We start from the raw sequence: 22495 nt of genomic DNA, 5'->3' as shown, positions 1-22495 counted from the left end.
GGCAGGGGAGACGCGCGCCTTTTCCTAATCAGGACGTGTTCTTGTGCGTTTGCAGCGGCGTTTCTAGTCTTCGGATCCTGAGGTTATTCAAAAGCCAATAGCCAGGCTAGCGTGACAAGGGGTCGTAGTAAAGGGTTGCGTCGCAATTAGGTCCGGTCCGCGACCCTAGCACCGAGACTCCGGCGATGACACGATCGAGAATGTGCATCATCACAGATCAAACAAACTCGGAAATTGCCGGGCAGCGTCCCACACCAATGGTCTTATTCGTTATCCGAGGCGAAGATAACGACGCGTCGCTTTCGATGACCAAATGCTGCTGGGAGGAACATGGGATGCCAAAGGAAAGTACAGCCACCGACGATGAATCTCAGATTGTCGCGGAGATCGAAGCGTTCGAGTCCGCCTATGGATACAACGCGGACTACATGAAGGATTTGTTCGCTCGGTCGCCCGAATCGTTCCGACGTTTCGCCGCCGCACGCCCGATGACAATGCACTACGAGCAATTGACCGCAGAGGCCTACTTCACCGCGGCCATCACCGTGATGCAGGAAGAAGACTGCAGTGGATGCTTGGAATTGAACGTGAAGATGGCGAAAGAAGCTGGTGTCTCCGAGCTGCTTATCGAGCAAATGGTCGGTTCACCTGAACGCTTGCCGACTGAACTCAAGGACGTGCGGGAGCACACACTGAATTGCTTGGGAGTCGGATCGATTGACGAAGAGGTGGCTCTCAGGATTGAACGGCACTTCGGAAGAGCCGCATTTGGCGAGCTCGCGATTGCCATCGTCGGCGTCCGTATCTATCCCGGTTTGAAACGTGCGTTGATGAAGATGCAGAGTTGTCACATGCCAAACAACACTGTGGGCGAGTAGGTTGGATCAATACATTGAAGACTTGCTTTGGGTGGTGAACAGCCCATCTCTCATTTCACCAGCGGGGAAATGTCCGACGCTTGAACGTTCACAGGTTTACCAGCAGCACCTACGTGCTTTCATGGATGAGCACGTGTCGAACAAGGTCGGGCCATACTTTGAGCGATTGGTTTTGTATTGGCTCAAGCACGTTCGCGGCTTGCAAATCATCGCTCACGCGTTGCCTGTTCGCGAGGAAGGCAGAACGCTCGGTGAGATTGATTTTCTTTTCGTTGATGAGCGTGGCAGGCTAACTCACTGGGAAGTCGCGGTGAAGTTTTACCTGCATCTGACCGGGCAGCCACATCGCGGAAGCCACTTTGTCGGCCCGAACTCACGCGACACATTCGAGCGGAAGACTCAACGAATGCACGATCATCAGTTGTTATTGAGCAACAGAATTCGAAATGACGTCGAGGTCCGTGAAGCGATCGTGAAAGGATGCCTGTTCTACCCGCCGGGTGCCGACAAGTCTGCAGAGCTGCCACGTTGGATGTCTGCCGATCACGACCAAGGACGTTGGGTGCATCATCGCGAATTACAGAAGGTTGCTGACCCAGGTGGTGAATTTCGGATACTGACAAAGCCTCACTGGTTGGCAGTGAGTTCAAGCGGTGACGCGTCAGCACCATGGATGGATGTCGACGAGTTTCTTGGCGCCGTCGATCAGCAAGCCGCGCAGTTTGACCGGCCCATCTTTGCGGCCCGTCGCTCCATGTCCAGCACGAACACTGCGGAAGTTGTCGAGCGGTTCTTTATTGTTCCCGATGAGTGGCCCAATAACTGAGCTGACAAAGCGTTTTCATTCAGATGGTTGAAGGTGCTTCTTCAGGAACGTCGTGATCAGCTCGCGAATTTCGGGATCGTGAAATTCGCGGCCACCGTGCTTGGCGCCTCGAATCAGTTTGAGAGTTGTTTCGACACCGGCTGACTCAAGAGCGTCATGGATCAGTTGGCTTTGGTTGGCTGGAACGACTGGATCATTCGTTCCGTGGATGATTAGAAAGGGCGGATCCTTCTCGTCGATGTACGTGATTGGGTTGACGCGACGAATTCCCTCGTCGTTCCCGAGGACCTCACCGCCGCCGAGCAGTTTCGATTCGGGCGAACCGTCGCGGTTGTGGGACTCGAATCCTTTGGTGGTGACAAACTTTGAAAAGTCGGTCGGCCCATAAAGATCCACCACCGCTTGGACACGACTGGATTGTTCAGCCCAACCGCCTGATCCTTCCAGTTCTTTGACATCACCCGAAGTGCCCAACAATGCGACCAAGTGGCCGCCCGCGGAACTGCCGCCCACGGCGATGCGATCGGGATCGATGCCGTATTCGTCGGCATGTTCGCGTAGAAAGCGAATCGCACATTTGCAGTCTTCGATTTGTGCGGGAAAAGGAGCTTCACCGGTCAGTCGATATTCGATCGTTGCACCGACAAACCCCTCGGTCACGATTCTCGAAACCTGGTTGATACCACCTTCTTTGGATCCCCCTTGCCATCCACCACCGTGAATCCAAACATAAGCCGGCAATGGTTCGCTCGGTTTTGACTCGGGCAATACAATGTGCATCTTTAAGTCACGGCCGCCGCCCTTTCCAAAGACCACATCACGTTTGACTTCGACACCTAGAGGGGAGGAAGGTGGCGAGTTTCGAACGTTTTCGGGGCGTCTCATTGGCGTTTTCCCGACGACTTCCATAATGTCGATTTGACCGTCGCCGTCACGGTCGAGACGCTCGAATAGTTTGTCAGGGCCACTGAATTCTCCCTTGGAAACTTTCCCGTCGTCGTTCGCATCATCCTTTTCCAAACGATCCTTGATAGTTGGACGTGCACGCTGTGCCAGAACGTCCGTGGTCCAGCAACAAGTGACGGTCAAGGTCAGCAAAAAGAGGACCGGAAGTCGGAATGAATGGTTCATCATCAACTCGGATTCGAATGGCAGGTGGAGGAGAGTGATTCATGATAGCCCCTGCTTGCGATCGAATCAGGCGTGCCGGTATTTGATACAGTTCAAATTCATGGATTGAACACCGCGTCGGATTACTTCTTCCATTTTGCGTGAGCTTTCACGACCTTGGTTCCCCAGGTTCCGTACCATGTGTAGCCGCTTCTTCGTTCTTCGCCCACTTGGTCCAGGTCGTAGGCGATCTTCCCATCGCGATCGCTGAACATCGGACGGTTGGTTTCGATTTCATAGAACCGAGCCCAGATCGGCGGGGCGTTTTGATCCGCGATCAGCGATGGTAGTTCCTTCCCCTTTCGGTAGCGGTAACCGTTCACCTTAGCCGAGTCGAACCACTTCACGCCGGATTCCACCGCCTCGATCACTCGCGGTGACGGTTCCGGAAGATCCATGAGGTAGAGAAGAATGCCCGCACTTTCGGCACCGCTGAGCGATGGATGTTCGTAGCTTCTGGCGAGGACCGGAGCGAGCGTTGCCGCATGATGCTGGGCACACCAAACGGTTCGCTCACCATCAACGACAATTTGGCATTCAAAGATGCACTGGATCCCGCGTTCCAACGCCTTTCGCGTGCGGAGGAGACGTTCATCGCCGATCAAGTCGTAGGCGGGTTCTTCAGTCACCTGGTCCAGGAACTGCATGATGTTGATCATCGTTCCATCGTTGAAGGTGATGTGCCGGTGGTAGTTCTTGCTGAGCGGGAAGTACTGTGGCCAACCGCCGTTGGGATACTGGGCGGCCAAGAGATGGTCGAAGCCTTTCAGGAAGGCTGATTTGTATTCGCCTTGTCCGGTGGCTTGGAAAGCCCGTGCCAAAGCCTGCAGCTCACCGATGGTGGCACTATTGTCGAAGCTGCCGTTGGGTTTGTCTCGGTCCGCAGGGAACGGTTTTTTCGTGGTGTCGATGTTCTTTGGCCAATCGCCGTGATCGGTTTGCCAAGACAGAATGCAACGCAGCGTTTGTTGCCCTTCAGCACCTCGGAACCATTCGCCAGGTTGTCGTGCAACTTTCTCGGCCGGCGTCGCGGCAAAGAGCAGTGAAGCGTTGACGGCCAAACCTGCCAGGATCGCGATGGATATCCGCTGCATAGTACGTCTCTGTGAGCATTCGTTTGTCTAAGCCAGCAGACATTATGGACTATTCCGAATCCAAAAGGCTCGCGAGTTTTTCGATCGTTGAGTGGTTGCGAGCGGTCGTGGCAACCCCCAGCTTTCGTTCGACGCCTTTGGCCAATTTGGACGTTCCAAAACCGTCGGGAGTGTGAAGGTAGAACACATCCCCAATCAATTCAAAGCGTTCGGTGTCGGTAGCGAGATCGGCGATCGACGCTAGATCTGGATCGTCTGGTGTTGCCGAGAGAAAGAAGAAGTGAAGCGTTTTGGGGAACGCAGCCGCATCGGGGAATGGATTGTTTGTGACGGCAACTCGAAATTCGTCTGGCGTCAGAAGCATCACTTGAGGCACGAACCCAAAAGTTTCGTCAACCGCGTGGGCGATTCGTCGGGCAAGCTTTGCCTTCGAGGTGGACTCGCACGTGAACACCACATTGCCGCTTTGGATGTAGGTCCGAACGGTTTGGCATCCGATGGATTCCAAAGTCGATCGCAATGCGGCCATCGGCAGTTTGTTCTTGCCGCCAACGTTGATGCCGCGAAAAAGGGCGATCCAGGTTGTCATGCATTTCCGCAGCGGAAGGAACGTTGGTGAGGACGCAATGAAGCAGGTTTCGTGCGACTCAAAGATAGCAGCAGTGTCCGCCGTCGATAGCCTCACTCAAAGCGGTCGTGGATCAGGTGGACCGAAGTGATGGTCAAGCCAGGCTGGGATTTGATTTCAATTTGGTTGTTTTTCTGCAGCCAGTCTTTGGAGATAGAAATCTCTAGCGGAGCCATCAGTTGATCAAACTCGTGGGCCCATTCAGGGTGAGACTCAAAAGACTGTCCATTGAAGGTTCCGGCAACGGCTTCTTCCAGTCCGCTGTTGCGATGAATCCCGATGACCAGTTTCGCCGAATCGATTTTTGATGCGTCATGAATTTCGATTTGGAACGCACGCGATTGATCGGCGGTCACGGCCGTACCTGCAGCGTAAGCAAATTCACGATGAAGTTTTTTGGCCGGTTGGATCATTTTGTCAAACGAGAACGTCACAACGGTTGTTTCCTCCGCGTCGACTGGAACCGCCTTCGAATGAGGCAGAGAGATCGCGTCTTCGTAGATGACTTGGCCGTCGTTGTATCGTAGTCGCCGCTGGTGAATGGATGATGCGTTCAGGGTGTCGCTTGCGATGTCGGACAGGTCAACGCTGAGTTGACGACTTGTCATGTTGGTCAGTGCAAGTTGCAGGCGATTGCCTTGATAGACAGCCGTCGCGTTCAATCCCACAGGGGCCAGCCCGCTGGTTTCAACTGGAAGTCGTCTGCCATCGAAATCACGCCACAGTTCGAAAAAGTGTGCGACTGGTGTGGGTTCAAAGTCGGCCAGCGGGCCTCTCGCCGAAGCACCTTCGGTCGGAACGAAGGCGACGTTGCCGCTGTTCGGGTTCCAGTGCATGTTCGTGAATACAAACGGGACCGACAAATCAATTTGATGCGGACGGCTCATGAGTTTGTGCAAGAAGGCACTGAAAGATCGCAGACGCAGCCAATAGTCCGCTGCGCCGCGGCCAGCTTGGAGTGAACCACACTCGGTGATCAGGATCGGTTTGACGTTGTCCGTTTCTTCCATGTGAGCTCGCAACATGTCGAGCGTGGCTTCGAGACGACCGAGTAGGTACCCCGAGTAACCTTTGTCGCGACGTTCCCAGGCACCGAGCGATCCCTTGTCTTCGTAGAAATGGTGGGAGTAGAAGTCCAGATGATCACGGGTTAGATCCATGAACCGAGCTTGGTCGCGATAGAGTCCAAATTGATTGACATGCAATTGCATCCACGCGGAGGTCGGGCCGCCGACATTGACCGACGGAGTCTTCGCGTGCACCGCTTTGGCGACATCGTTGTGGAACTCGGCGAGCAAGGCCCAAGAATCACGGTGCTTTTTATAGTGGTAGTCCCACTCGGCTTTGATGGTGGACTCGTTTTTGACTTCCCACCATTTCGCGGTCCGTCCACCGTCTGCCTCTTGGTCGGCAATGTGTGCGGCGGCAAGATCAGCCGCGTCTCCAAAGTGTTCGATCAAGGGTGTGCCGCGCCCGACGTGTTCGACGGACATGAACTCTGGGTAGTCGTTCAAACACATCGCATAATCAGCGTCCTCAAACGCGGGGATCGTTTTGGGGGCGGATGAATCATGACGCTCGAAGAACGTGAGGTCAGCGGCTCCTTTGTTATTGGGATCTTCCTTCAGTTTTTCGCCCGGACCGTAGCCGACCACCAAGGCGGGATCGAGTTTGAAAATTTGGCGGCCCGGAGAAAAGTTGTGTTCGCTGGCCCAACGTTCAAAGCTTGGGTCGGATGTGCCCGGTGCGGCGTAGTAGCGAAAGAACTTTTCGCGTTCCAGGTCGACGTGGCCGGCAATGGAAAGTTCGTGTTGCAGGTCGACACGCACGCTGACCGGAACGCGAGGTTGATCGGCTCCCAGGGTTCGATAGGGGATGTCGTCGAACTTCACCGGCAGTTTGCCTTGTGAGTTAAAAGCGATCTGTGTGACGGTTGCCGTCTTCCCTGCGGCGCAACGAGTGCGAATGCGAATTGGTGGCATGTCTTCGCTGGGGACGGGCATCGCGGGCGGTTTGAAACGATACAGCTTGGGTTCTTGCGTGCTGCGTTCCACCGTTCCGCCACCGGAATAGGGAGCGACGTCAATGCCGCCGAGATGATTTAGGTTTTCGCCGCGAAGGATGATGTATTTGAACAACGATGCGACCCGCTGGCTTCCGGGCGGCAATTCGATCGAAACGTCTCCGCTGAGCTGGAACGTTTCGTTGGAAAGGACCAGTTCGACAAGATCGCGGTCGTCACCTTCGCCGCGATAGGTCGTCTCTTTGCCGTTTGTAAACTGGTTGAAAAGATAGGCATGCGCCGCTTTTCGAGCGATGCCTTCATCACTCAACTGATTGGTGCCCGGCGACGGTTGAGCTTGCAGGCTCGTGGTGAACAAAGAAAGACAAACGAGAACAACGGCGTGAATCAGTTTCATCTGTGTGCTGTGACCGGTGACTTGGGTGTGGGGAACAACCAATGATCGTCACGATGAATGCCTTTGTCCAATGTATGGACTTAGTGCGGAGCGTATGGACTTAGTGCGGAGCAAACCCAGAGTTGCGATTCGCTTCGAATGTGATGGCACAAAAAAAGACCGAGTCGGAATGACTCGGCCTTTTCATGGTTCAATCAAGTGATCAGAGCAGATCGCCTGGCTCTGAGATCAGAGAGCTAGCAACAGACGGCTTGGGGCCTGCAGGTATCCGATCACATCGTTGAGGAAGCGGGCTGCGGTTCCGCCGTCGACCAAGCGGTGGTCGTACGAGAGGCTGAGCGGCATCATCAGGCGAGGTTGGATCGAATCGTCGGGCATGACAACGGGCAACTTTCGCGAGCGGCCGACCAACAGGATGGCGACTTCGGGAACGTTGACAATCGGTGTGCTGTACTGGCCGCCGATCGCGCCCAGGTTGCTGATCGTGAACGATCCACCACGCAGGTCGTTGACTCCGAACTTGCCGCCACGAACTTTGCCAGCCATCTCGGCGATGTTGCGAGCGGTATCGGGAATGCCCATTTGGTCAGCGTTGTGCATCACGGGAACGACCAAGCCGTTGTCGGTGTCGACCGCGATGCCGATGTTGACGTAATCCTTGTAGATGACTTGCTGGTTTTCGGAATCGATCACCGCGTTGAGTGATGGGTGATGACGAAGAGCCGTTGCGACGGCTTTGACCAAGAAAGGCATCGTGGTCAGCTTGAGACCTTGAGCGGCGTAGTCGTCTTTGCTGCTCTGGCGAAGGCGTTCCAGATCTGTGATGTCGGCATCGTCGAAGTTGGTCACGCGTGGAACGGTGGACCAAGACAGGTGCATTTGAGCCGAGATCGTTTTACGGATCTTGCTCATTCGTTCGACGCGAATCGGGCCGTAGTCGTCCGTGTCGGGAGTTCCCGGAAGATCGCCCGAAGTGGCGTTGGTTCGAGGTGCAGCCGCGCCAGCCGATGGGGCTGGTTTCGCAGCAGGTGCGGCAGCCTTTTGGCTGGCCGATCGGACGACGGCCAAAACATCGTCGCGAGTGATTCGTCCACCAGCACCGGTTCCGGTCACGCTAGCCAGGTTCACGCCCGTTTCGCGAGCGAAGCGGCGGATCGCTGGACCGGCTGGGATTGATCCACCGCCGTCGACGGGTGCATCGGGTTCGTCCGCGACCGCGGGAGTTTGAGCGGCTGGTGTTGCGACGGGTTGAGCAACGGGTGGTGCCGCAGGTGCGGCTGGTTTTGCAGCAGGAGGTGCGGCGGGTTCGGGAGCAGGTGCTTCCGCCTGAGGTTCTGGTTTGGGTTCAGGCTTCTTTTCCGGTTCCGCTGGAGCAGCCGGTGCAGAAGCGGATTCAGCTCCGGCGGCAGCTTCCACTTCGATCAACACGCCGCCGATTGGCACCGTGTCACCTTCGCCAACCGAAATCTTGGTGACTTTGCCGCCCACGTCGCTCGGCACGGGAACGGTTGCTTTGTCCGTTTCCATTTCCACGATGTCTTGACCGGCGGTGATCACATCGCCGACAGAAACGAAAATTTCAAGGACATCGCCAGATTCGATGCCGTCGCCGAGTTCGGGGAGTTTGACTTCAGTCATGGGAAAGATATGTCAGAGTGTGATTGGAGAAGGTTGAGACGCTCGGTCGTTCGACGGTGGCCAAGTCCCCGGTGTTTCGGGGACGATTCAAATTTGGGCCATGCGTTGCGAACGACGTTCGCGTTTTGCGATCAAAACTAGGCGAAGTAAGGATCGACTTTATCGGGATCGTAATCCAGGTCTTTGATCGCTTGTGCCACGTCGGCAGCTTCGAACGTTCCGGCTTTTGCCAGGCGACCCAGAGCAGCGATGGTGATCGATTCCGCATCGACTTCGAAGTGGCGACGGAGTGCTTCGCGAGTTTCGCTGCGGCCCATGCCGTCGGTGCCCAAGACGTAGTAGTCGCCCGGGATCCAAGGAGTGAGCTGTTCGCCGAGAGCACGCACGTAGTCGCTGGCCGAGATGAATGGGCCTTCGACTCCTTCGAGCACTTCTTCCAGGTAGCTTTTGCGAGGCGTCTCGGTGGGATGCAAACGATTCCAACGCTCGACGGAGTGAGCTTCGCGACGCAGCAACGTGTAGCTGGTCACCGACCAAACGTCGCTGGCAATGTTGTACTTCTCGGCCAAGATTTCTTGAGCTTTCAAAGCACTGTTCAGGATCGCACCGCTGCCGAACAGTTGAACACGAGCCTTGGCACCGTCCACTTCGCGGCTGTTGAACTTGTACATCCCCTTGATGATGCCTTCTTCGCAACCTTCAGGCATCTTTGGATGCGTGTAAGGATCGTTTTCAGCGGTGATGTAGTACATGCATTCTTCGCCATCGGCATACATCCGTTGCAGGCCTTCTTGGATGATGACGATGACTTCATACGCGAATGCAGGGTCGTAGGCACGCACGGTTGGGAACGCGATTGCGTTGAGCAGGCTGTGCCCGTCTTGGTGCTGCAAGCCTTCGCCGTTGAGCGTTGTTCGGCCGGCGGTACCACCGACGAGGAAACCTTTGGCTCGCATATCTGCGGCAGCCCATATCGAATCGCCAACACGTTGGAACCCGAACATGCTGTAGTAGATGTACAGCGGGATCATGTTCACGCCATGACAACTGTACGCTGTGCCGGCAGCGTTGAAGCTGGACATCGAACCGCATTCGGTGATGCCTTCTTCCAAGATTTGGCCGTCTTGGGCTTCTTTGTAGAACGAGATTTGGTCCGAATCCATCGGCTCATAGAGCTGTCCGGCGTGGGCATAGATACCGAACTGGCGGAACATGCCTTCCATACCGAAGGTACGCGATTCGTCCGGAACGATCGGCACAACGTACTTGCCGATTTTCTTGTCGCGGCACATCGCCGTTAGCATTTGAACGACGGCGAACGTTGTGCTGCACTCTTTGTCCTCAAGCTTGCCGATCAGCTTGCGGAACTCATCGAGCGAAGGAACTTCGAGCGTCGGATGTTCGGTTGGACGACTTGGAACCGGCCCCCCGAGTGATTCGCGACGATCTTTGAGATACTTGATCTCGTTGCTGTTCGCTGGCGGTTTGTAAAACGGAGCGTCGCCAACTTTTTCGTCGCTGATTGGAATGCCAAAACGAGTTCGGAATTCCAGCAACTCGGCTTCGTTCATCTTCTTTTGGTTGTGAGCAACGTTGCGTCCCTCACCGGCTTCGCCGAGTCCGTAACCCTTGACCGTTTTGGCCAAAATCACGGTCGGTTTGCCGTTGTTCAGTGTGGTTGCACGGTGATAAGCCGCGTAAACCTTTTCCGGATCGTGACCGCCGCGGCGGATCTTTTCGAGCTTCTCGTCTGAGAGATGTTTAACCAACTCGAGAAGCTCGGGGTACTTGCCGAAGAAGTGCTCGCGAATGTAGCTGCCGGGCATCGACGTGTACTTTTGGTACTGGCCGTCGACGACTTCGTTCATACGTTTGGCGAGCAAACCAGTCGTGTCGCGAGCGAGCAGTTCGTCCCATTCGCCGCCCCAGACGACTTTGATGACGTTCCATCCGGCACCGTGGAAGATCGATTCGAGTTCTTGAATGATCTTGCTGTTACCGCGAACGGGACCATCGAGTCGCTGCAGGTTGCAGTTGATCACGAAGATCAGGTTGTCGAGCTTCTCACGCGAAGCCAATCCGATCGCGCCAAGTGTTTCAGGTTCGTCGCACTCGCCGTCACCGAGGAACGCCCAAACCTTTTGGCCCTTGGTGTCTTTGATACCGCGATCGTTCAGGTATTCGTTGAAGCGGGCTTGGTAGATCGCCATGATTGGACCGAGGCCCATCGAGACGGTCGGGTATTCCCAGAAGCCGGGCATCAACCAAGGGTGTGGGTAGCTGGAAAGTCCGCCACCGGGTGCGAGCTCACGACGGAAGTTATCGAGGTTCTCGTCGGACAAGCGACCTTCGAGGTAGGCACGCGAGTACATGCCGGGCGACGCGTGACCTTGGAAGTAGATCGAGTCGCCGGAGTAACCGTCTTCGCCGCGACCTTGGAAGAAGTGGTTGAATGCGACTTCGTAGAGTGTTGCGGAGCTGGCGAAGGTGCTGATGTGTCCACCAACGCCGCCGGGCCGTTTGTTGGCTCGGACGACCATGGCCATCGCATTCCAGCGAATGATCGATTTGATGCGTCGTTCGAGTTCACGGTTGCCGGGGTAAGCGGGCTGCTCGTGAGGTGGGATTGTGTTGACGTATGGCGTCGAGGTGTCCGAGGAAAGGGGCACGCCTTCTTCGGCGGCTCGGTCACGCAGTTGATCGATCAGGAATTTGACCCGTTCGGGGCCTTTGCTCTGAAGGACATATTCGAGGGATGAAATCCACTCTTGGGTTTCGGCGGAGTCGACATCGACGTCCGGCGAGTGCTGCAATTCGCCAAGGTTTTGGGAAATTTCAGCTTGAGCGACGGATTTTGATTCGGACATAGAGAGTAGAGAACTCCGGCTCGCGGACGATTGGATCAGATAGGTCGAGTTTTTCAGTCAGACCTAGTAGTTTAGCCGTTCTTGCACGTTTCCAGCAAGGTTAGGAAGGGCCGCTGAAATGCCCGTTTCAGGTTTGCTGGACAGTTGGTTGTGCTAACCCCCTTTGGCTAGGGCGAAAGTTTTTCTTCAGCACCTTTTCGGCGTTCAAAAAAGCTTGGTGAAGCGATTGTGAAGATCGAAATAGGAGGCCGTTCCGTCACGATGCCCCCAATTCTCGCCGGACCATGCACCGGACGCGGTTGATTCCGGCCAAATTGGCGATTGAACCGTTGGTCGCTTGGCGTCGGCACCGGATGTTGCCTCGGATCCTCGTGACGATTGCTGCGGTGACATTCGTGTTGAATGCATCTGACGAGTCAGCGGAAGCAGCGACATTTGGTCGCGTCTGAATTCGGCGGAATGATTGCCGCGGCTCAGGAGGTGCTGCGAATGGCTTCGTCGAAGCCCAATTCCAGTTGGGTGTCTCGATCGTCGAAACCCAATTCGCGATGCATCAGCGATGGTTGAATATCGTTGCTGTTTTGATATTTCTCGCTGACTTCCTCGGGGCTGTCGCCGCTGATTTCCCAGTACGTGATCTGGCAGATTTGAATGTGCGGGTAGATTCGGACGGGTTGGACGCAGTGCAATTCCAGCGTCCAAGTGCCGCGATATCCGGCGTGCCCGAGGCTGCCGCCAGGATTCAGGAAAAGCCCCAAGCGACCGACGGAGGATCGCCCTTGGATGATCGGGACCAAACCATGCGTTTCGGTGTGTTCGGTCGTGCGGCCCAAATACAAAGTTCCGGGCTGCAGCGTCAGGCCTTCCTCGGGAATGGCCAGTCGGCGGTAGCGGTTGGGTGACGCTGAGTCCAAAACGACTTCTTCGTAGACCAGAAGCTCGTCGTGAAGCGTCAAGTTGTAGCTGTTGGGTGACAAACGAGACGGATCGAAGGGATCGATCACGATGTCTTTGCCCAGCCGCGATTGAATGTCTTGACCGGAAAGGATCATGATCTGTGTTTCCTTCACGGAATGTGTCGAGGAGCGAGACGGTCCGGGAATCAGTCAATCACGCGGCACCAGATGTTGCCAGAAATCGCCACGTTGGCGTTTCAGGAAAGGTGCGAGGATTGCGTTGGAATAAGCGGATCGTTCAGTGGGCTGCTCCTGGCAATTTAACCACATCGAGCTCTCGATTGATCCCCAAGATGTTGCATTGGGGTATATTTCTGGAAACCCAAATGTTCGAAGCGAGCAACAACCGATTTGCTCCGTAGAACCGGTTTGAACCGCACAAATTGTCTGATCGTCGACAAAGCGTCTTCTCAGCCGCCGAGTCGGTGAGAAACGACCGTGAAATCTTCGAGTGGATCGTTCATCCTGGATGCAGCCGGCAAACGCTCGTTGTACCCTCGGGGATAGCGACCTCCCCCGCGGAGTTTGCGAGCGACGATTGCTTTGGCAATCCAATTTGTGAAACCAGCAACGATTCAGACTTTCCTTTGAAACGAGTTACCTCATGAGCAACATGAATCCTTATTCGTCCGGTGTCGACGGTGCCGCTTACGGCAACGCAGCGATCTACGCGGACGAAAACGAACGCATTGGATTTATCCGACGCACCTACGCTCACCTGTCGGGAGCCGTGTTCGCGTTTTTGGCATTGGAAGTGGTTCTGTTCACTTTGGTGCCAGCTGACACGATGACGATGCTGGTTCAGCGAATGACTGGCGGCTACGGTTGGTTGTTGGTTTTGGGTGCCTTCATGGCCGTCAGTTGGATGGCTCGTTCGTGGGCCAGCAGCGGGCAATCGCGCGGGCTGCAATACGCTGGGTTGGGGCTGTATGTGGTCGCCCAAGCCGTGATCATGCTGCCGCTGATGTACATCGCGATTCACGTGATGAACCAGCCTCAGATTCCGATTTTGGCAGGGATCATCACGACACTGACCTTCGCTGGTCTGACAGGATTTGTGATGTTCACGCGAGTCGATCTCGCATCGTGGGGAACGTACTTGTTTGTCGCCGGTTTGGTTGCGATGGGCGTAGTCGTTTGCGGCGTGCTCTTCGGATTCTCGTTGGGATTGTTCTTCAGTGCCGCGATGGTTGCCTTGGCATGCGGCTACATTCTTTACGACACTTCCAATGTTTTGCATCACTACGACACGCGTCAGCACGTTGCCGCTTCTTTGGCATTGTTTGCTTCGGTCGCGTTGCTGTTCTATTACGTGCTGCGAATCTTGATTGCCTTCTCCAGCAGCGACTGATTCATGAGTTTTGATTCGATCACAGGGGTGACCAGTCTGCCGGATGACTTCGACGGGCTGGTCCGGTTGTTTCCGCTACCGGGAATGGTTTTGTTTCCCCATGCGATGCAACCCTTGCATGTGTTCGAACCTCGCTACGTCGACATGTTGCAAGAAGCATTGTCGACGGATCACCTCATCACGATGGCGACGTTGACGAATCAACAGGGCAACGTCGCGATCGATGAGGCGACCAAGCAAAAGCTACCGCTGAACATGTTGCCGCCAATCTCGCCGACTGTTTGTGTCGGCAAGATCATCTCGCACGCGGAACTCGAAGGCGACCGGCACAACATTCTGATTGTCGGAATCCGTCGTGCCACCGTTCGGCACGAACTGGAGACCGGACGTTCATTCCGGACCGCACGAGTCGATTTGATCGATGACTTCTATCTGCCCGCCGGAACGCAGAAGCGAGCGGATCTGAAGAAACGTTTGCTGGAAGCGTTCGGCAAGATCATTCCGGTCAGCGAAGGCTCACAGAAGTCGCTGCACGATTTGATGGCTGGTCAAATGGGTGTTGGGCCGATCACCGACATCATCGCTTACACGTTGCCGTTTGATCCGAACGAAAAGATCAAATTGCTGGCGATGTCGGATGTGGATGAACGAGCGGAAGCTTTGATTCGCTTGATCAAGAAAGGCGGATTGGATCTTCAATCGGTCAGCGTGGAAGAAGGTGACGTCGATCTGGCCGAGTCGTCGCGCTCGCGAAAAGATTTTCCACCGCCGTTCAGCGTGAACTGACGCATTCGCTGCAACGATGCTTCGTGACATGTTCGTTCGAATTTGAACACGCCTGGGATTGAAACATGCGTGAGCCTGAATTGGTCAGCGCATAAAAAACCCGTCTGCTGAGACCAAGGTAACCATCTCAGCAAACGGGCGATGCTCGCGTTCTAGAAAGTGATCGCGAGTGGGGTGGCTGACCCTGGCGTCAGCCCGCCGACTTTCGTCAAGGGTTTCCACCCCGTTGGCTAGTACAGCAATAATCCACTTGATCACCTCCTTTAAAAACATGGTTCGACGCCACTTGCCCAGGTGCCAACCAGAACAGACAAGCGAACGTGCGGAAGTTTTGTCGCGACGCGGAATCGCGACCCGTTGACGACATGATCGTCGGTAGTCAAGACGCATGCAACTAAAATCAGGTTCGCGGTCTCGAAACGAAAACAGAGTGGAATTCTGAGCCCATGCCATCGAAGTCAGCAAAGTCGTCTGAGTGGACCGTTCGCGAATCTGAATCAGATCCGATGCGAGCGGCGTTCGTTCGCACGATTGAGAAGCTTCGTCCGGGCGAAGTGGTCAGCTATGGCGACGTCGCCGCACGTGCGGGCTATCCACGTCGGCACCGAGCGGTGGGGCAATTACTCGGTACATCGTTCGACGCGTTGCCCTGGTGGCGAGTGGTCTACAACGATGGGCGATTGCCGCCAGTGAACCCGTCTTTGCAAGAGCAACGACTGCTAGAAGAAGGCGTGACGATGAAACGCATGCGAGTCGTGGATTCACCTCTGGGAAGGTTTGCATCCTCGTCGAAATGAGATGGATGCATCGGCCGCAAACGCGTGAGGCCGACTTCGTTTGAATCGCTCGCACGCGTTTGAGTTCAATCAGCCGACTGCGTCGCAAGCAGGTGTTGCAGTGCTTTCGCGTTTTGTGGAGCCAACATCTCGACGGTCCGCAATGATTGCTTCGCGTCCGATGGGTTGCCCGCCACCAAATTCACGAGCGCAGCCAGCGACGCGACCGCCTCGCTGCGCCGCAGTGCGTTGATGGACGATAAGTCGGCACGGCAGCGCCGACATTGGTCCGAGACAACCTGTTTGGCATGGCAAACGGGGCAGGTCAATGACAACGGTGTTGGGCTTGTCGGGAGTTCGCCGGTGGCGGTGTCGCTGAGATCAGGCATCGTTGAGATAGAAAAGGAGGTCTTCGAGCGCTTCGACTTTTTCGGCAAACGCTTCGGAGTTGTTGCTGTCAGCGGCCGCTTTCAACTCAGCCACCAAGTCATCGATCTCCTCTGCATCTTGTTCGTCAGCGTTCTGGCGGGTGGCGTGGATCGATGGCATCAATTGATCGAGCCGCCGTGTCAAAGTGTTGCTGGGTTTGGATTCAGCTTCGAGTGCCTCGTCCGTTTGAGGCGACTGGGTCTCGTCCGTTTGAGACGGCTGGCTTGCAGGGACGCGTCCGAGCATCTCTGAGATCTCGTCCGCCGAAACCGAACTAAACTCGGTTTGTGATCCTGCCTGTTTTGATGATTCGTTCAAGCGTTTGATCTCAGCGGAAGCCTCTTTGCCGGTTCGTCGGTCGACAGCTCGGACCTCCAGCATGCCGTTCAGATTCATCGTGAATGTCACCGAGATGGGACTGTCAGCGGGTGAATCGGGATCCAGGTCGGCCAGTTCGACTTCCCCAACAAAAATGTTTTCAGTCACGACCGCGGCTTCTCCTTGGAAGACCTCCGCCGAAACCTCCGGCTGACCTGGGACCATGGTGTAGAAAGTTTGCGAGCGTTTACAGGGAAGAGCGCTGCCGCGGGGAATGATGGGCGCAAAAGCATTCGCGGGCCCAAGCGGATCGCGAGCCTCGGCACAGCGAATCCCAAGCGTGTGAGGCGTGATTTCGATCAAGACTCGGTCGACGTCTTGTCCTGACAACAGAGCACCCTGCACGGCAGCACCCAAAGCCACGCAAAGATCGGGATCAATTTCTGCGGAAGGTCGGTGCCCCAGTTTCTGAGTCAGTAGTTGTTCGACCAGAGGTGTCCGGGTGCTGCCGCCGACGAGGATCACTTTGTCGAGCTGGCCGGCATGCAATCCCGCATCTTTAACGGCGGAATCGACACACGAGATCGTTCGATCCAAAAGTGGCTCGATGGACTGTTCGTAATCATCCCGTTCCAGGGTCGTTTCCAGGTGGCTGGATGGATTCCCGGGCAACAAGAACTCTTCCGCGACCTGGGTGAATGTGTCGAAGCTCAGACGTCGCTTGGCCGCTTCGGCTGACAAGGACAAACGTGCCATCGCACCGACATCAGCGAGAATTGAATCTTTCAAATCCCCCGTTGCGTTTACCAATTGGTTGCACAGGAGTGCGTCAAAGTCGTCCCCGCCGAGGTGCGTGTCGCCAAACGTGGCCAGGACTTCGACGACGCCGGATTCAATGGCAACGATCGAAACATCAAACGTGCCACCGCCCAAGTCATAGACGAGCACTTTGTGTGGATCGTGACTTTGCGAATCGTAAACCAAGGCAGCAGCGGTTGGTTCGTTCACGATCCTCAACACTTCCAATCCCGCCAGTTCGCCGGCGTGGCGGGTGGCTTCTCGTTGGCCGTCATCGAAGTAGGCGGGCACGGTGATCACGGCGCGGTTGACTTCGCATCCGAGGTCTTGTTCTGCCCACTGACGCAGGCGTCCGAGGATCACGGCGGAAACTTCAGGCGGCGAAAGTTGTTTTGCACCGAGAGTGAGTTGGACATGCTCACCCATCTTTCGCTTGACGCTGCGAATCGTCGATTCAGGAAACAAGGCGGCTTGATTGAGCGCAGGTTGACCAACCAACAAATTGCCGGTCGGATCCAGCCCAACGACACTGGGCAGGACAGCCTCACCCGTTTCCGGGTTCTTGATCACTCGGGGAGTGCCGTTTTCAACGACGGCGACCACGCTGTTGGTGGTCCCTAAATCGATCCCGATCGTCGGTTGCATTCTGTTTCCTTGAATGGATGGTCAGTCGTTGGAGGATGACGCGTGGAACGCATCGATGGGAAGAGTTCGGCTCAAGAATTTGTGGTGACGGCCTGGGCCGTGACAACTTGTGCGGGACGAATCAACCATGTTGCTTGTTGATACCCGGTTCGCAGAACCCGCAGGACAGTGCCAATGGGATGTTCCGAAGAGGGTTGGACTTCCAACACCTGCATCGTTTGCGGATCAAAGGCGTCCCCGGCGACTCCCACACGTTGGATATTCAGTGATGCCAATTGTTGACTCATTCGCTGCGTGGTCAATCTCAGGCCTTCCGCCAGCCCGTTGAGGGATTGATTTCTGGATTGCCAAGCGGTTTGCCAGAGTTGTTCGTGCTCTTCGAGTTTGCGACGACCAAACCATCCGGTGGCCACCGTGGTGGGCGGCTCCGGGCAATCTCGCACCGCGGCTTCGAAAGCTTGTGTGAGCCGCGAGAGCGCTTCGTCGACTTCTACGATGGCGGTGATCGCTGAACGAGTCGTTTCCGACATCGACGCATCTGCGGGTGACACTTGTTGCCCCGTGGGCGATTGGCCGGCAGTTGTCCGAGTCGAGTTTTCGCGGAGTTGTTCCAGCAACGCGTCGCTGGCCGCAACGATCCGTTCCGCGTCACTGGCGAGCGTATCTGAAAGCGACCGGTTTTGTTTCGTGTTGAGCTTCAGTTCATGCCGCAGTGCGGTCAGGTCGCGAGTGATTTGCCCCAGTCCATGAAGCGAGGCTGCGGCGGGTGCATGCGGAAGGGCAGCGTGTGGCGGGGCAGACGCATCGGAATTCCATTGATGGTCCAGTTCCGCCAGCATACTCGCCATTTGTTGTCGCCCGTGGTAGGTTTCGCCTGCTGTGTCGATCCATTCGAGCAACCTGTCTTTGATTGCCGCTCGCGTTTGGGGCCAGTCGTCTTCTGCGGGAATGTTCACTTCGCTGGTCCACGGTTGGATTGATGGAGTCGTTGAGCACAACGAAGCAACGCATCGGTGGGCAAGCGTTGAGGTTGAAATTGAAACTGGTCAATGACGTCACTGAAATGGGGGAGTTCAGGGGCGAACAGTCGGCTGGACCAAACTCGAATCGGATCTCCAACGGCTGTGTACGCATCGTGAATTTCAGCAAACCGATCGGCGTCACGTTCGGGTGGATGTTGACGCACCAGTTCCAAGTACCGGGCGCGAATCTCAGCGGTCGTTGCCTTCGCGTCCAGGCCAAGGACTTCGAAGGGATCTTGATTCGAGGGGCTCATGACGATGTTCTTGTCTGTCAAACAGTGAATTGATTTTTAAGCGAGAGAGGTCGAGAAGACGGCAGGAAGCGTTGGAGTGGAATCAACCTCGCACACGCCGCGCGAGCACCTCGAGCAAAGCGTCAGCAAGTTTGCCTGGCATCATTTGTCTCATTTGCGCTTCCATCGCCTCCGGGTCCTGCATATACGCCAGCAGCATCTCGGGCGGGATCGAATTCATAACGTCATCCGGGATGTCGTCAACGTCTAGAAATTCGAAGTCCATGTCGTCGTCATCCGAGTACATGCCTTCGTTGTAATGCTCCTCGCTGGCTTCATAGAGTCGCAGGGCAATTGGACGCAGTTCAGCGGGCAGACTGTTGGAGGCAGCGGGATCCGCGTACACCACATCGGAAAGGATGGACGAAGCGAGCTCCAAATCGACTCCTAACGCTCGGACCAAGCTGACGATGTGCCAATCGATGTGGCGGGGTGTGGCTTGCAAAAATCGTCGGCGCAGGACGTCATCTTGGGCGAGAACAGCAAAGACGCCGATGGTGTTCGCCATTTCGATGTCGTAAGCATCGATTTTCGATTGGGTCAACGCTCGTTTGGCCACAGTGATCAGCTCCTTCTTCATGCCTGCACGGCCAGGGAAGTCGAGCTTTTCGTTCACCAACATACGACCCGCCTTGTCACAGGCGGACGATACGGCTTGCAACGATGGCGATTTCGAAAGCGGCTTGCGCGCGTCGCGAAGTTTTTTGCGGGTTTTGGCTGGCAACCCACACCTGGCGGAGATCGCTTCCAACAGAAGCAACGATGCAAAGCGAGGCACCTTCAACTCATCGTTTTTGACGAGACAAGATTCCACATCGGTGTCGGGGTCTTGCGCCAACTGGCAGATGGCACGGTACAGTTCCAGCAAACCGTCCGGCTGATCGGAAGGCACGTTTGAGCTGAGCAACTCGAGGTGCTGTTCAGCTTCATCCGTTTTCCCATTTTGGATCGCGGCGATGAAGGACAGTGTGCTCAGATTCCATGCGAGACGGATCGTGCGCTGGTCACGCGGTGCGATCTGAATCAACTGCTGCACCAGTGGACGAGTGCGTTGCAGGTCGGTTTGGATATAAGATTCAGCTGCGGAAAAGAGGACTCCGAGATCATCACCCCGAGCTTTCAAACGGGTTTCATGTATCTCGCAGATCAATTCTCGGGGAAGCAGAATGGGATCGATGCCCGCAAAGGGGGCATGCTCAAGCGGCGCGTCCCAATGCGGGCACGCTTGGACGGCATTCAACAATCGCTCCAGATATTGTTTTCCGATGACTTGGATCGTTTTCAGCGAATCCGAGTCCCCATCGGCATCAGGAAGAAGTTCATCATTGAAGCGTTTCACCAACGTGCCGAGGAAGAACGCTATGCTGGCGTTCACCACGGCTTTGATCGCGGTCCGATCGGAATCCGATAGGTGCGGATTGCTTTGAGTTGATTCGACGAACCGATCTATCTGGGCATGAGCATGGGGGTCGGCCGGATCGCCTGAAAAGAACTGTCCGATTGCCTTGGGCAATGCCAGCTTGGGGTCCCAAGCCGGTGGGCGAAGTTTGGCGTAGATCGCACCGGCCTGATCGGGAGTGCTCGTTATCAACAATTGTGTGTAGATGGCGTCGTGCAGAGCATTGCGAGTGGCTGGAGAGATCCACCCTTCTTTCTCCCAAGTGTTGATCTTCTGAAGGACTTCGTGGAACAGTGCTCCCTCGAACAATTCTTGCAAGTCGTTTCGGATGTCCAGCAAGTCGGGCTGCTTGTTCTTTGTCAGACCTGCCAAATTTCGTTTGTCGACCTTGGTCTGACCCGGAAACGCCACACTCACGGTTCCCAGAATCGCACGAGCCATGGCATGGGGCAAACGGTCCGCGGGCAACCGTTTCCACGTTTCCAACGCTTCGTCCCTTCGGTCCCCGTAGAAGTGAGCCATGCCGCGAATGAGGAGACGCCAGGGCGCCATCACCGAGCGGAATCCGATCGGTTTGAGGACGGACAAAGCTTCTTCATCCCGGCCCGCCTCGACGTGTTCGAGAGCTTCCACGATAAGCCGAGTCTCTTCTGCCAGTTCGTTTGGCAACCGTTCTCTGAGTTCGGGTTTGGCGATCGCTTGATCCGCCATCACGCCTAGCAGATCGGAATCCGCAATCGCTTCCCCACCGAAGATGTTCCGCAAACGTTTGGCTGACTCGAGAATGACATCGACGCGATCCGATTCGCCGGTCGTGGACGAATCGTTGATCTTCAGACGTTCAAGGATTGAGTCGATCCTGGCCAACAGCGCAGATGGATCCTTGGGAAGGAAGACAAACGATTCGGCCGCTTTGGATCCAAGCGTGAACACGTCGGCGGCAAGTGCCAAGTGAGTTGATCCCGCTTCCGCGTCGAGAAGTTGATCCAGTCTCATGAACGCGGCGTCATGCAGATGTTGCGTCATCGCTTGTCGCACGTCGATGACTCGGGTGGGGCTGTTGGAAGCCTTCGAGCCTCGCTGCCCCTTCTTTTTCTTCTTGGATTTCGAGGCCACCGCGAGAACCTTGCATGTTGAATGTGGACTGAACAGGAAAGCAGTGGTGCCGGATCCAAACACGCCCTGGCCTGCTACGATTTTGCGTGATTGTCACTCGTTCCGCCATGAACTGACAACCCGTGAACGAGTCCGCGTTTCTCAAGTGCCACGATGGATGCCAACAAGAACAAGACCAACGAGGGGATCACGGGAACGATGAGCAACGCATGGTGCCACCCACCATCTGATACTCCACCTGGCACTGTTTCTTTGGCGACGTTCGAAAAATAAATGGTGGATGGCGTCTGGGTTTCGCCCCGGATGGGGCCGTCGTAGAAGTTGGGGGGCGTCCCTCGCTAACGCGTCGCGTTGTGATGGGCACTCTTGCCCGTCGGAGTTTTGGATGTCGGCCAAGAACGGCCAACCCACAACAAAATCGACGACTCCAAGCGAAACGGGTCGGAAAGCGAGCGTCCAGCAAAAGAACCAATTCACCCTCCTGGCAGGAGGGTCGAGCGAAGCGAGGGGAGGTCGAACGCAAACACCCCAGTCGATTGAAAAAGCGAAATTGACAATTGCAAACTGCAAAAGGACTTGCCACTCCCCTGTTCAACGCCGCCGCGCCAGCAAGTCGGTCGCTCGTAGCCCAGGTCCCACCTGGCACTGGATCTTTGGGGGACGTTTGAAAAATAAATGGTGGTTGGCGTCTGGGTTTCGCCCCGGATGGGGCCGTCATGCTTAGCTCGGGGCAAAAGCCCCGCTCCAACTCCATCCAACGCTGTAGCCGACTGAGGCCCTCAGTCGGCTCGAGCGCAACCCACAGCCACCTCCTCGTCCTGCACCAATCGGTCGAGAGGGCTGACCACCTTCGCCTCGTTCGGATTCCGCACGTGCGTGTAGATCTCCGTCGTCTTCACATCACTGTGCCCCAACAACTGTTGGATCTGACGAATGTCCGTCCCGGACCATAACAAATGAGTCGCAAAACAATGGCGGAACGTGTGGCTCGTCACATGCTTCAGAATCCCCGCCCGCTCCACCGCGCGTCGCAAATGAGTTGGGAAGGTGCTCGCGTGCAAGTGATGCCGATGGATACGGCCCGT

18 protein-coding genes are annotated in these 22495 nt (G+C 55.8%); 5 read left to right on the top strand and 13 right to left on the bottom strand.

Going from position 1 to position 22495, the window contains the following annotated elements; translation table 11 throughout:
• Positions 1–335: 335 nt before the first annotated feature.
• Entirely contained in the window at positions 336–878 is a 543-nt protein-coding gene (locus B2R17_RS11150) for a hypothetical protein (protein ID WP_286764042.1), read from the top strand.
• 31 nt (positions 879–909) lie between these two features.
• Positions 910–1704: a DUF1853 family protein gene (locus B2R17_RS11145; RefSeq protein WP_286764089.1), complete on the top strand. Its 795-nt coding sequence runs from the start codon at positions 910–912 to the stop codon at positions 1702–1704.
• A 15-nt stretch (positions 1705–1719) separates the two neighbouring features.
• Here B2R17_RS11145 and B2R17_RS11140 read toward each other — a convergent pair whose 3' ends face one another.
• The 7 genes from B2R17_RS11140 to B2R17_RS11110 form a co-directional block, all read right to left on the bottom strand.
• The gene (locus tag B2R17_RS11140; protein ID WP_286764041.1) at positions 1720–2838 is read right to left on the bottom strand and encodes an alpha/beta hydrolase fold domain-containing protein; all 1119 of its coding nucleotides are present in this window, start codon (positions 2836–2838) and stop codon (positions 1720–1722) included.
• A 119-nt stretch (positions 2839–2957) separates the two neighbouring features.
• Positions 2958–3968, bottom strand: coding sequence for a pectate lyase (gene pelA / locus B2R17_RS11135; RefSeq protein ID WP_286764040.1), 1011 nt, complete (start codon positions 3966–3968; stop codon positions 2958–2960).
• A gap of 49 nt (positions 3969–4017) precedes the next feature.
• Positions 4018–4557 (bottom strand): DUF1697 domain-containing protein, encoded by a 540-nt coding sequence (locus tag B2R17_RS11130; protein ID WP_286764039.1) that lies wholly within the window; start codon positions 4555–4557, stop codon positions 4018–4020.
• A 92-nt stretch (positions 4558–4649) separates the two neighbouring features.
• Positions 4650–7016, bottom strand: coding sequence for a beta-agarase (locus tag B2R17_RS11125; protein WP_286764038.1), 2367 nt, complete (start codon positions 7014–7016; stop codon positions 4650–4652).
• Between the two features lie 228 nt (positions 7017–7244).
• Positions 7245–8654, bottom strand: coding sequence for a 2-oxo acid dehydrogenase subunit E2 (locus B2R17_RS11120; RefSeq protein WP_286764037.1), 1410 nt, complete (start codon positions 8652–8654; stop codon positions 7245–7247).
• 137 nt (positions 8655–8791) lie between these two features.
• Entirely contained in the window at positions 8792–11521 is a 2730-nt protein-coding gene (aceE, locus tag B2R17_RS11115) for a pyruvate dehydrogenase (acetyl-transferring), homodimeric type (RefSeq protein WP_286764036.1), read from the bottom strand.
• Between the two features lie 473 nt (positions 11522–11994).
• Complete coding sequence (locus tag B2R17_RS11110; protein WP_286764035.1) at positions 11995–12591, bottom strand: dCTP deaminase; 597 nt, start codon at positions 12589–12591, stop codon at positions 11995–11997.
• A 490-nt stretch (positions 12592–13081) separates the two neighbouring features.
• Here B2R17_RS11110 and B2R17_RS11105 point away from each other — a divergent pair, with 490 nt between their 5' ends.
• The 3 genes from B2R17_RS11105 (at position 13082) to B2R17_RS11095 (ending at position 15411) form a co-directional block, all read left to right on the top strand.
• Positions 13082–13828, top strand: coding sequence for a Bax inhibitor-1/YccA family protein (locus tag B2R17_RS11105; protein WP_286764034.1), 747 nt, complete (start codon positions 13082–13084; stop codon positions 13826–13828).
• Between the two features lie 3 nt (positions 13829–13831).
• Positions 13832–14614, top strand: a complete 783-nt coding sequence (locus B2R17_RS11100) for an LON peptidase substrate-binding domain-containing protein (protein ID WP_008656950.1) — start codon at positions 13832–13834, stop codon at positions 14612–14614.
• A 446-nt stretch (positions 14615–15060) separates the two neighbouring features.
• Complete coding sequence (locus tag B2R17_RS11095; RefSeq protein ID WP_286764033.1) at positions 15061–15411, top strand: MGMT family protein; 351 nt, start codon at positions 15061–15063, stop codon at positions 15409–15411.
• A gap of 65 nt (positions 15412–15476) precedes the next feature.
• Here B2R17_RS11095 and B2R17_RS11090 read toward each other — a convergent pair whose 3' ends face one another.
• From B2R17_RS11090 to B2R17_RS11065, 6 genes are all read right to left on the bottom strand, one after another.
• Positions 15477–15779, bottom strand: a complete 303-nt coding sequence (locus tag B2R17_RS11090) for a hypothetical protein (protein WP_286764032.1) — start codon at positions 15777–15779, stop codon at positions 15477–15479.
• A complete protein-coding gene (locus B2R17_RS11085; protein WP_286764031.1) occupies positions 15772–17580 on the bottom strand; it encodes an Hsp70 family protein in 1809 nt (602 codons plus the stop codon). Before B2R17_RS11085 ends, B2R17_RS11090 begins: the two co-directional genes overlap by 8 nt.
• Before the next feature lie 71 nt (positions 17581–17651).
• A complete protein-coding gene (gene grpE / locus B2R17_RS11080; RefSeq protein ID WP_286764030.1) occupies positions 17652–18536 on the bottom strand; it encodes a nucleotide exchange factor GrpE in 885 nt (294 codons plus the stop codon).
• Complete coding sequence (locus tag B2R17_RS11075) at positions 18533–18856, bottom strand: J domain-containing protein (RefSeq protein WP_286764029.1); 324 nt, start codon at positions 18854–18856, stop codon at positions 18533–18535. The genes grpE and B2R17_RS11075 overlap by 4 nt, the downstream gene beginning before the upstream one ends.
• Before the next feature lie 82 nt (positions 18857–18938).
• Positions 18939–21410 (bottom strand): hypothetical protein, encoded by a 2472-nt coding sequence (locus tag B2R17_RS11070; RefSeq protein ID WP_286764028.1) that lies wholly within the window; start codon positions 21408–21410, stop codon positions 18939–18941.
• A 779-nt stretch (positions 21411–22189) separates the two neighbouring features.
• Complete coding sequence (locus B2R17_RS11065) at positions 22190–22471, bottom strand: tyrosine-type recombinase/integrase (RefSeq protein ID WP_414707299.1); 282 nt, start codon at positions 22469–22471, stop codon at positions 22190–22192.
• Positions 22472–22495: the final 24 nt, after the last annotated feature.

This window comes from Rhodopirellula sp. UBA1907, assembly GCF_002337565.1.
Taxonomy (GTDB): Bacteria; Planctomycetota; Planctomycetia; order Pirellulales; family Pirellulaceae; genus Rhodopirellula; species Rhodopirellula europaea.
The sequence above is the reverse complement of the archived record's forward strand: the minus strand, read 5'-3'. Positions and strand labels throughout refer to the sequence as shown.